This window comes from Pseudomonas sp. Sample_9 (assembly GCF_004307535.1).
Taxonomy (GTDB): Bacteria; Pseudomonadota; Gammaproteobacteria; order Pseudomonadales; family Pseudomonadaceae; genus Aquipseudomonas; species Aquipseudomonas mercuritolerans.
The window spans coordinates 1,417-12,100 of the sequence record NZ_RAZO01000377.1; the positions used below are offsets into that span (position 1 = coordinate 1,417).

Annotated in this window: 11 protein-coding genes and 1 pseudogene; 6 read left to right on the forward strand and 6 right to left on the reverse strand. The window is 61.6% G+C overall.

All coding sequences use genetic code 11. The annotated features are described in order from the left end of the window. Positions 1-2 precede the first annotated feature (2 nt). Both D6877_RS21660 and D6877_RS21665 read left to right on the forward strand, forming a co-directional pair. The gene (locus D6877_RS21660; RefSeq protein WP_130912058.1) at positions 3-359 is read left to right on the forward strand and encodes a DUF2177 family protein; all 357 of its coding nucleotides are present in this window, start codon (positions 3-5) and stop codon (positions 357-359) included. A 253-nt stretch (positions 360-612) separates the two neighbouring features. Further along, on the forward strand, positions 613-1,542 hold the full coding sequence (locus tag D6877_RS21665; RefSeq protein WP_130912059.1) for a DMT family transporter: 930 nt from the start codon (positions 613-615) through the stop codon (positions 1,540-1,542). Here D6877_RS21665 and D6877_RS21670 read toward each other — a convergent pair. Beyond that, positions 1,490-2,671: an MFS transporter gene (locus D6877_RS21670; protein WP_130912060.1), complete on the reverse strand. Its 1,182-nt coding sequence runs from the start codon at positions 2,669-2,671 to the stop codon at positions 1,490-1,492. The two genes, D6877_RS21665 and D6877_RS21670, sit on opposite strands and share 53 nt — an antisense overlap. A gap of 103 nt (positions 2,672-2,774) precedes the next feature. Between D6877_RS21670 and D6877_RS21675 the strand changes: the two genes are divergently transcribed. Both D6877_RS21675 and D6877_RS30185 read left to right on the forward strand, forming a co-directional pair. Then, a complete protein-coding gene (locus D6877_RS21675; RefSeq protein ID WP_130912061.1) occupies positions 2,775-3,668 on the forward strand; it encodes a LysR family transcriptional regulator in 894 nt (297 codons plus the stop codon). A gap of 142 nt (positions 3,669-3,810) precedes the next feature. Next, on the forward strand, positions 3,811-3,939 hold the full coding sequence (locus D6877_RS30185; RefSeq protein ID WP_003184145.1) for a PA1414 family protein: 129 nt from the start codon (positions 3,811-3,813) through the stop codon (positions 3,937-3,939). 161 nt (positions 3,940-4,100) lie between these two features. Here the strand turns inward: D6877_RS30185 and D6877_RS21680 are convergent, their stop codons facing one another. The 4 genes from D6877_RS21680 to speB form a co-directional block, all read right to left on the reverse strand. After that, a complete protein-coding gene (locus D6877_RS21680) occupies positions 4,101-5,480 on the reverse strand; it encodes a sodium:solute symporter (protein ID WP_110601986.1) in 1,380 nt (459 codons plus the stop codon). A gap of 163 nt (positions 5,481-5,643) precedes the next feature. After that, positions 5,644-7,146, reverse strand: coding sequence for a cytosine permease (locus D6877_RS21685; protein ID WP_076566505.1), 1,503 nt, complete (start codon positions 7,144-7,146; stop codon positions 5,644-5,646). Between the two features lie 51 nt (positions 7,147-7,197). Then, positions 7,198-7,620 carry a nuclear transport factor 2 family protein gene (locus D6877_RS21690; protein ID WP_130912062.1) on the reverse strand — a complete coding sequence of 141 codons (423 nt, stop codon included), beginning with the start codon at positions 7,618-7,620 and terminating at the stop codon, positions 7,198-7,200. Between the two features lie 9 nt (positions 7,621-7,629). Then, positions 7,630-8,580 carry an agmatinase gene (speB, locus tag D6877_RS21695; RefSeq protein ID WP_039761035.1) on the reverse strand — a complete coding sequence of 317 codons (951 nt, stop codon included), beginning with the start codon at positions 8,578-8,580 and terminating at the stop codon, positions 7,630-7,632. 293 nt (positions 8,581-8,873) lie between these two features. Between speB and D6877_RS21705 the strand changes: the two genes are divergently transcribed. Both D6877_RS21705 and D6877_RS21710 read left to right on the forward strand, forming a co-directional pair. Then, positions 8,874-9,767, forward strand: coding sequence for a LysR family transcriptional regulator (locus tag D6877_RS21705; RefSeq protein ID WP_007956593.1), 894 nt, complete (start codon positions 8,874-8,876; stop codon positions 9,765-9,767). Positions 9,768-9,773: 6 nt separating this feature from the next. Then, positions 9,774-10,370 (forward strand): DTW domain-containing protein, encoded by a 597-nt coding sequence (locus D6877_RS21710; RefSeq protein ID WP_130912063.1) that lies wholly within the window; start codon positions 9,774-9,776, stop codon positions 10,368-10,370. A gap of 118 nt (positions 10,371-10,488) precedes the next feature. Here D6877_RS21710 and D6877_RS21715 read toward each other — a convergent pair. Beyond that, positions 10,489-10,684 (reverse strand): annotated as a pseudogene (locus tag D6877_RS21715) (HlyD family type I secretion periplasmic adaptor subunit); the annotation flags it as partial.

Here is a 10,684-nt window from a genome sequence, read left to right on the forward strand (position 1 = left end):
TGCTGACGTTTCTGCTGCTCGACGGCATCTGGCTCGGGCTGCTGATGGCGCCGACCTATCGCGAACTGCTCGGTTCGCTGATGCTGGATAAACCGCTGCTGTTGCCCGCAGCGGTTTTTTATTGCCTGTACGTTATTGGCTGCGTGGTGTTTGTCGTGTTGCCGGCGCTGAGCTGGCAGAGGGCGGCGAAGTTGGGTGCGCTGTTGGGACTGGTGGCCTACGGCACCTATGACCTGACCAATTGGGCGACCTTGCGCGACTGGTCGGTGCAGGTGAGTTTGATGGATTGGGCGTGGGGGACAGTGGCGACAGCGGTTGCCTGCACGGTGGGTTATTTGATGGCGAAGCGATTCACGTGAGCCGATTCGGCAGTTGTGTTGGCAATGCTGGCCTCTTCGCGAGCAGGCTCGCTCCCACGTGTTCGCCGAACCCTCTGTGGGAGCGGGCCTGCTCGCGAATGACGGCGCAGCCGTCAACCATTCAGCGCTGACGCCACTGACCAACTTAATGTCTTTTCCAGACGGCTTTTTTCGCGCGACTGATTGATAATCCCCGACACTGTTTTCTGACCATTGGATGGCCTGCCATGTTGTGTGTGTTCGAGGTGTTGCGGTGAGTGCCGAGCGGCGCAATGCCGACGGTTTTGCCCTGCAAGTGATGATCGGCCTGTGCCTGATCTGGGGTGTGCAGCAAGTCCTGATCAAGTGGGCGGCAACGGACATCGCGCCAGTGATGCAAGCGGCGGGGCGCTCGGGGATTTCTGCGTTACTGGTCGGTTTGCTGATCTGCTGGAAGGGCGGTTGGGATCAGGTCGGCAGCACCTGGCGCGGCGGCTTGCTGGCCGGTGCGCTGTTTGGTCTGGAGTTCCTGTTCATCGCCGAAGGCCTGCAACTGACCACCGCCGCGCATATGTCGGTGTTCCTCTATACCGCGCCGATCTTCACCGCACTCGGCGTGCATTTCCTGCTGGCCAGCGAGCGTTTGCGCCCGTTGCAATGGCTGGGGATTCTGCTGGCGTTCATCGGCATCGCGATTGCCTTCGCCGGCGGTGTGTCGTGGGACAACCTCGACCGCCGCATGCTGCTGGGCGATGCCCTCGGCGTATTGGCCGGCGCCTGTTGGGGCGCGACCACCGTGGTGGTGCGGGCCTCGCGACTGTCGGAAGCGCCGGTGACATTGACCCTGTTTTATCAGCTGATGGTCGGTTTCATCGGTCTGCTGTTGATCGCGTTGTTCAGCGGCCAGATCACCCACGTCAGCCTGACTACCGTGGCGGTGGCCAGTGTGCTGTTCCAGGGCCTGGTGGTGTCGTTCTTCAGCTACCTGGTGTGGTTCTGGCTGCTGCGCCGTTATCTGGCGGCCAACCTTGCGGTCTTCTCGTTCATGACGCCGTTGTTCGGCGTGACCTTCGGCGTGCTGCTGCTCGGCGAACAGTTGAGCCTGAACTTCGTCATTGGCGCCGTACTGGTGCTGCTCGGCATCACTTTCGTCAGCGCCGAACAGTGGCTGCGTCGCCGTTTGCGCAAGGCGCTGGGCCAGTAGCCCTGGCCTGCATCGCCAGCGCGCCGGCCAGCAACAGGCCGGCGCCGGCGATCAGCAGCGCTGGCTGCAAACCGCCGCTGAAATGGCTGCTCAGCGCCGCCAGCAGCGGGCCGCTCAGCTGGCCGACAGCGAAGCACGCCGTGAGCATCCCGGCGTTGCGCTGAGTGGCGTGGGGCGCCAGCTCTCGCGAACGCTGCATGACCAGTTGCATGCAGGCCAGAAACGGCGTGCCGCAGAGGATCACCCCCAGCGCCAGACCGAGGCCGCTGCCCAGCAGACAGGCGAACACACCGGCCGCTTGCAGCCACAACGTCGCCATCAGCCAGTGCCGCGTGGTCTCGGGATCATGTCGGCGCAGACTCACCAACCACACCCCGATTGCCGCGCCGAGGCCAAAGCACGGCCAGAACAGATCCGCCTGCCACTGGCCGTGAAACTGCGCGTTGGCCATCTGCGACAGGAACGTTGCCGGAATGATGTAGCCGATGCCGTACAGCGCATATACCAGCGCCAGCCGACCGATGCCTCGGTTCGCTGCGTTCACATGCGTTGTCGCTGGCGTGGTTACCGCGGTGGGCTGCGGCAACAACCGCCAGACGCCGAGCATCATCAGCAACGCGGCGGCTGCGTAAATCAGCCACAGGGTTGCCGATGTCTGCTGCAGTCGATGTGAGACCAGCGCCAGCAACCCTGTGAGAAAAATCCCCAGACCCGGCCCGGCAAAAACCAGAGCACCCCAGCGCGGTCGATTCGCCGCCGCCGCCAGCGGCTGACTGAGCGAAGTAATCATCACCAGCACCCAGGCACTCGCGACTCCGGTACCAAAGCGCAACAGCAAGTGCGACCAGAAACCGTTGGCCCAGAACGACGCCAGGGTCAGCAGCACGCACAGCCATAGCCCGCCATGCAGGCGACGCTGCACCTGCTGCGGCCGCTGGGCGAACATCGCATCCACGGCACCGAGCAGATAGCCGAAGTAGTTGGCCGCCGCGATCAGCCCGGCGGCGGTGAGGTCGATCTGCCCTTCGCTGAGCAGGTGCGGCATCTGAGGTGTCAGGGCGAAACGGCCAATGCCCATGGCCATCATCAGGGCAACGAAACAGGCGGATAAACGTATCAGCGGCGACATGGTCGGGCTTCCTTCAAAGCAGCAATGACCGTCAGGCTAGGATCGATTGACTTTCTTTAAAATTGAATAATAGTGAGTAACTTGTTCTGTTCAGGAGAAAGCAGTGGAATTCAGCCAGCTGCGGATATTTCAGGCGGTCGCCGAGGAAGGCTCGATCACCCGCGCCGCCGAGCGCCTGCATCGCGTGCCATCAAATCTGTCGACGCGCCTGAAACAGCTTGAGGAGCAACTGGGCGTTGAGCTGTTCGTCCGCGAACGGCAGCGCTTGCAGTTGTCGCCGGCGGGCAAGGTCCTGCTCGACTACACCGGCAGACTTTTCGCTCTGCGCGATCAGGCCAGTGCGGCGGTGATGGGCGGGCAACCGGCCGGCGACTTCGTGCTGGGCACCATGTACAGCACGGCGGCGATCCATCTGCCGGCGTTGCTGGCGCGTTATCACAAGCAATACCCGATGGTGAATTTGCAGGTGCAATCGGCGCCGACCGGGGAATTGCTCGAAGGGTTGCTCACCGGCCGCCTCGACGCGGCATTGGTCGACGGACCGCTGGAACTGGCCGGGCTCGATGGCGTACCGCTGTGCGAGGAACGCCTGGTGCTGATCACCGAAATCGACCATCCACCGGTGCACAGCGCGCGCGATGTGGAAGGGCGTTCGGTATTCACCTTCCGTCAGGGCTGTTCCTATCGCATGCGTCTGGAAGCGTGGTTCTCTCACTACCACGCGGCGATGGGCCGGCCGATGGAGATCGAGTCGTATCAGGGCATGCTCGCCTGTGTGATTGCCGGCAGTGGTGTGGCGTTGATGGCCGAGTCGATGCTGGCCAGCCTGCCGGGTCGTGAAAGCGTCGCCGTGCATCCGTTGGCCGAGCCGTTCGCGGGTGCGACAACATGGCTCATGTGGCGCAAGGGTATGGCCGGGGCCAACCTGAATGCCTGGATCGACGTGCAGCAAGCGGTCTATCCCGTGGCTTTGCATGAAGTGCGTGAAACAGCGTGAACCAATCGCAACAGATTCTGTTCAATTCAGTAACAGATCATTGCGGATTTGACCGAGCATTGCGTAGGACTTCGGACTATTATCAGTGCGAAGCGGCCTCAGAATTCCGGCCGCTCAGCACCACCCTGAAGGGGGCATGACGATGAAAGAGAAAATCCAGAACTGGCTGCACGATTTGGGAGTTGCCCTCGGTTTGATCGAACCGCCTCTGCAACCGGTACCGATTCGCACGGACGACGAACAGCGCCGACGCCAGCCACGTCGCCGTTAATACCTGCGATCAGAGATTTCAAGATCGCAGCCGTCGGCAGTTTCTACAAAGTGTAGGAGCTGCCGAAGGCTGCGATCTTTTGTTTTTTATCAGGCAAAAAAAACGGGTGTGGCTACCGACGCCACACCCGCTGAAGAAAACATCAAGTCGTTACAGCCGATTCACACCGCCGTTGCCACGGTCGCCGGGCGCGGCGAGAACAGGCTGACCAGTACAAAGCTCACCAGGCTGACACCCAGGCTGTAATAGATCGGCGAGTTCGCGTCCATGCCGTCCTTGACCATGAACACCAGCGCCGTGATAAAGCCCAGCGTCATCGCGCTGATCGCCCCGGCAGTAGTCGCACGCTTCCAGAAAATCGCGCCCATCAGCGGAATCAGCATGCCGCCGACCAAGAGGTTGTAAGCCAGGGTCAGCGCGCTGATCACGTCATTGACGACCAGAGCAATGCCCAACACCGCGATCCCCGTCAGCAGCGTAAACAGACGGCTGACCGCGACGTTGGATTGTTTGCCGCCGCGCAGTTTCGGCAGCAGGTCTTCGGTCAGGGTGGTGGACGCGGCGAGCAGGCCGGCGCTGGCGGTGGACATCATCGCCGCCAGTGCAGCAGCGATCACCAGGCCACGGATGCCGTCAGGCAGCGAGACTTTGACGATGGCGGCAAAAGCGTTGTTGACGTTGTCCAGATCCGGAATCAGCACATGCGCAGCCATGCCGATCAAGGCGCAGACCAGGCCGTAAATGATGCAGTAGATCCCGGCCGAGGTGCCGGCGTACTTGGCGACTTTTTCGCTTTTTGCCGTGAACACCCGCTGCCAGATGTCCTGGCCGATCAGGATGCCGAAGAAATAGATCATGAAGTAGGTGATGATCGTGTCCCAGCCGATGCTGGTGAAGTTGAAGCTGGCCGCCGGCAGTTGCGCGACCAATTGATCCCAGCCGCCTACGCGGTACAGGCAGATCGGCAACAACACGAACATCAGGCCCACTGTCTGGATGCCGAACTGGACGATGTCCGTCAGGGTCAGCGACCACATGCCGCCGATCGTTGAATAAGTCACCACGATACCGCCGCCCAGCAGTACGGAAATCCAGAAGGGCAGACCGAACAACACTTGCAGCACGGTGCCGATCGCCAGAATCGAGGTCACGCCGATCATCAGCGCGTAAGCGAGCATGATCGTCGCACTGGCGGTGCGCGCCATCGGGTTGTAGCGCTTCTCCAGGACCTGGGTGACGGTGAATACCTTGAGTTTCAGCAAGGGCTTGGCGAGAAACAGGTTCAGCGCGACGATGCCGCAGCCCAGTGCCGCGCACAGCCAGAATCCGGAGATGCCATGCACGTAACCCAGACGCACGGTGCCGACGGTGGAGGCGCCGCCGAGGACGGTTGCTGCCATGGTGCCCATGTACAGCGACGGCCCAAGATTACGCCCGGCAACCAGATAGTCTTCGTGGGTCTTGGCCTTGCGCATGCCGTAGTAGCCGAGAATCAGCATCGCAGCGGCATAAATGAGTACGACGAATAAATCCAAAGCCATGATGGCGTGTCTCCGATTGTCTTTTTTATGGTCAAGCAAATGGGGTCTGCAAGGCTTCCTGTGGGAGCGAGCCTGCTCGCGAAGGGGGTCTGTCAGTCACATCAACGTTGGATGTGCTGAAGTCTTCGCGAGCAGGCTCGCTCCCACAGGGTTTTGCGTTTATTCAGGCGGCCTGACGTAGTTCGGGTTTTATGGCGGCTTCGCTGCGCACATCCGTTGGCCCAAACACTTCCCTAGGTTCGGGGAACAGGCGTAGCAGCGTCAGATACACCACCGACGCCAGGCCCAACGTCACCGGCAAGCTGATGTCGATGCCGCCGGCCAGTTCGCCCAGCGGGCCGACGAACTGGCCCGGCAGGTTGACGAAGCACAGGCCGACCAGCGCACTCGGAATCCACGCCCCCAGACCGCGCCAGTTCCAGCCGTGGTTGAACCAGTAGCGTCCGCCCTGTTCACCACGGGTGAACACTTGCAGATCATCCGGGCAGTAGAAGCCGCGCCGTACCAGCAGGCCGATGATCATGATCACCATCCATGGGGTGGTGCAGGTGATGATCAACACGGCGAAGGTCGACACGCTCTGCACCAGGTTCGCCGCAAAACGGCCGATGAAGATGAAGGCGATCGACAGCACGCCGATCAGCAAGGTCGCCTTGACCCGGGACAGCACGCGCGGGAACACGCTGGACATGTCCAGGCCGGTGCCATACAGCGACGTGGTGCCGGTGGACATGCCGCCGATCACCGCAATCAGGCACACCGGCAGGAAGAACCAGCTCGGCGACACGGCCAGCAAGCCGCCGACATAGTTGTTCGCGGCGATGTAGTCCGGCGCTTTGATCGCGACGATGGTGGCGGTGGCGAGGCCGAACAGGAACGGGATCAACGTTGCCAGTTGCGCGGCGATCACCGCCAGCATGATCCGGCCCTTCGGTGTCTCACGCGGGATGTAGCGCGACCAGTCGCCGAGGAACGCACCGAAGGAAATCGGGTTGCTCATCGCCACCAGCGCCGCGCCGATGAATGCCGCCCAGAACCCGGCCTGACCCAGCGCCACGCTGCCGGCGTACTGGCTGTCAAATGCAGGGGCGAAGGCGAAGATGCCGAGCAGGAACAACAGGCTCGCGGCCCACACCGCGATGCGGTTGACCCACAGCATGATACGGAAACCGTAGATGCACACGGTCAGCACCAGCAGCGCGAACAGACCGTAGGCCAGGCCCAGGGTCAGGTCGGTTTCCGGCAGATCAACGAGGCGTTTGGCACCGCCGACCAGCGCATCACCCGAGCTCCACACTGACAGCGAGAAGAACGCGATTGCCGTCAGCAACGACAGGAATGACCCGACAATCCGCCCGTGCACGCCGAAGTGCGCACCGGAAGACACGGCGTTGTTGGTGCCGTTGAGCGGGCCGAACAGGCCCATCGGCGCGAGGATCAGCGCGCCGACCACCACACCCAGCACAATCGCCCAGACACCGGCCTGAAACGACAGGCCGAACAGCACCGGGAAACTGCCGAGCACAGCGGTGGCAAACGTATTGGCGCCGCCGAAGATCAAGCGAAACAGGTCGCTGGGTCGGGCGTCGCGCTCATGATCCGGGATCTGTTCGACCCCGTTTGTTTCGATGCTGCTAAGGCTTTTTTCGTTGTTGTTGTTATTCATGATCTGCTCCGATCATCAGGCGCGCTCATCGTGCGTGAGCGTCACCATTGGCTAAGGGGGTGGCAGCCCTTCCGGCATTGCGGACAAATGTTCGTGACAGGCCAGCCATAGGCCTTGTTGTTCTAGGCTCGACGTTTGTCTTCTGAAAACAATCGTCTCGCGCTCCTGGCTGAAGTGTTGCTCCCCTTGCATGCGCAGCTCGGTGGCCACGTCATGGATGAAAACCGCCACGTCACCCTGCAGGCTGACAAAGGCGTTGCTCGAGGTGCACGACAGCACCTCGAAACCCTCCTCGGCGCGCCAGCGGTCCCACAACGCCTGATAGGCATCGCGCGACAGCAACGGCTGGTCGAGGGTGTAGAAAACGAAGCTGGCATCGGTGCTGAATGCGCCGAAGTAAGCTTCGCGATCGTTACGCGCAAACGCGGCGACCAACTCGGCGGCCGCGTGCAAAACCTGATCACGTGCGTGCATGACCGACCCTCAGCGATGAACCACGCCAGGCAGTACGCAGAGCATTTCGTACAGCAGGTTGGCGGCCAGCAGCGAGGTGTTGCCGGTGGTGTCGTAAGCGGGCGAGACTTCTACCAGATCGCAACCGATCAGGTCGAGGCCCTGACAGCCACGGATGATTTCGATCGCCTGAATGGTGGTCAGGCCGCCGATTTCCGGGGTGCCGGTACCGGGCGCCCAGGCCGGGTCGATGCCGTCGATGTCGAAACTCAGGTACACCGGACCGCCACCGACTTTCTCGCGTACTTCAGCCATCAGCGGCGCCAGCGACTTGTGCCAGCACTCTTCGGCCTGCACCACGCGGAAGCCTTGATCGCGGCTCCAGTTGAAGTCGTCGGCGGTGTAGCCCTGGGCACGCAAACCGATCTGCACCACACGATCGCAATCGAGCAGACCTTCTTCGACGGCACGACGGAACGTGGTGCCGTGGGCGATCTTCTCGCCGAACATGTGGTCGTTGACGTCAGCGTGGGCATCGATGTGCACCAGGCCTACCTTGCCGTGCTTTTTATGAATCGCGCGCAGGATCGGCAGGGTGATGGTGTGGTCGCCACCCAGTGTCATCGGAATGACGTTGTGCTCGAGAATGTTGTCGTAGGCTTCTTCGATGATGCGCACGGCGTCGAGCAGGTTGAAGGTGTTGATCGCCACGTCACCGATGTCGGCCACCGACAGCGAGTCGAACGGCGCGGCGCCGGTGGCCATGTTGTACGGGCGGATCATCACCGATTCGGTGCGGATGTCGCGCGGCCCGAAGCGGGTGCCGGGGCGCAGCGAAGTGCCGATGTCCAGCGGCACGCCCACAAAGGCAGCGTCGAGGCCGGCAGCGGTCGGTACATGGGGAAGTCGGAGCATGGTGGCGATGCCGCCGAAGCGCGGCATTTCATTGCCGCCCAGTGGTTGGTGAAGAATCTTGTCCACGGGTAGGGCCTCATCGTCTTTGTTTTATTTATGCCGGCGCGCCGTGGAGCACAGGTTCGGACGCCGCTGTTGGGCCGATCATGCGAAATGTAGTGACGGGGAAGAATCGCTACGGGCAAAAACTTAGTTCAGATTTTTCTAAACTAATGCCAGACTTCCACACCTGATCGTTCCCATGCTCTGCGTGGGAATGCATCCACGGACGCTCCGCGTCCAGCCGTACTCGCAAGTGACGCAGAGCGTCACGGGCTGCATTCCCACGCAGAGCGTGGGAACGATCCTTGGGAGCAGAAATGGCCAACGCTTTACCCGACCTGAAACTCCTGCGCATCTTCGTCAGCGTCGTGCGCCATCAGGGTTTCGCCAACGCGCAGCAGGAACTCAACCTGTCGACCTCGGCGATCAGCACCTACATGAGCCAGCTCGAAGCCGCGCTTGGTCTGGTGCTGTGCCATCGCGGGCGCGGCGGGTTCAGCCTGACCAGCAAGGGCGAGCTGTTCCATCAGGAAACCCTGCGCCTGCTCGCCGAGCTTGAAGGCTTCGAGCAATATGCCGCCGCGCTCAAGGGCGAACTGCGCGGCACGCTCAATCTCGGGGTGATCGATTCCACGGTCAGCGACAAGGCCCTGCCGTTTGCTGAAGCCATCGGCGCCTACAGCCAGGAACACCCGGCGGTGCATTTGCACCTGTCGGTGATGAGCCCTTACGAATTGCAGCTCGGCGTGCAGGACAATCGCCTCGATCTGGCCATCGGTGCGTTTTCCACGCGCATGAGCGGTCTGGTCTACATGCCGCTGTACCGCGAGCAGCACTGGCTGTATTGCAGCAGTCGCCATCCACTGTTCAACGAACGGCGCATTCCCGAGCAGGTCATCACCCAGCAACGGATGGTCGGGCGCGGGTACTGGAGTCAGGCGGAACTGGCCCGGCACGGTTTCAAACACAGCGCCGCGACTGTGGAAAGTATGGAAGCGCAGCTGATTCTGGTGCTCTCCGGCGCCTACATCGGTTATCTGCCGGAGCACTACGCGCAGGCCTGGGCCGACAAGGGTGATCTGCGCGTTCTGCTGCCGGCGACCTTCGGTTATCAGGCGCCGTTTTCGATGATCATGCGCAGGGGCCGCAGCCGCGAGCCGCTGATCCAGACCTTCCGCGATTTGCTCAAAGCGCAATTGAATCAGGCGTAACCCATCATGTCCCGAGCCCAATGCCTGCGCTGCCTGCGCCCCCAGACCCATTGCCTGTGCCCATTGATTCCGCATCTTGATAGCCGCACCCGAGTCTTGCTGCTGCAGCATCCGAGCGAGGTCAGTCACGCGCTCAATACCGCGCGCTTGGCTGCGCAGGGGCTGAGCAATGCCGAGCTGATTGTCGGCGAGGTATTCGAGGATTTGCCGAAACTGTTGAACCAGCCGGGTTATCAGGCGCGGTTGCTGTTCCCGGCTGAGGATGCGCAGCCGTTGCAGGTTTACGCGCCAAATGATCAGCCAATGTTGCTGGTCGTCCCGGACGGCACCTGGCGCAAGGCGCGCAAGATGCTGCACCTCAATCCGCTGCTGGCAGCACTGCCACGGGTGACCCTGGCCGAGGGCGGTGTGTCGCGCTATCGCTTGCGCAAGGCACCGGGGCCGGGGGCGCTATCGACGATCGAGGCGATAGTCCAGGCGCTCGAAACCCTCGAAGCGCCGACGACGTTTGCGCCGTTGCTCAAGCCGTTTGAAGCGCTGATCGAAGGGCAGATTGCGGCGATGGGGGAGGAGGTTTTTCAGCGTAACCATGGCGACAGATGATCATTGTCTGTGCGGGCCTCTTCGCGAGCAGGCTCGCTCCCACAGGGGAACGCATTCCAATTGTGGGAGCGAGCCTGCTCGCGAAAGCGCCAGATCAATCACCGCAATTCAAAGATCACTAGCGCTCGCGCATCGCCTCAGTCCGCGCTTTCAGCACCGGTTTGAGCAAGTAATCCAAAACGCTTTTCTCACCGGTGATAATGTCTACTGTCGCCACCATCCCCGGGATGATCAGCAGCGGTTTAACATCGCCGCCCAAGTGATTCTTGTCGGTGCGCACCTGAATCAGATAGAAGCTGTTGCCCTTGTCATCG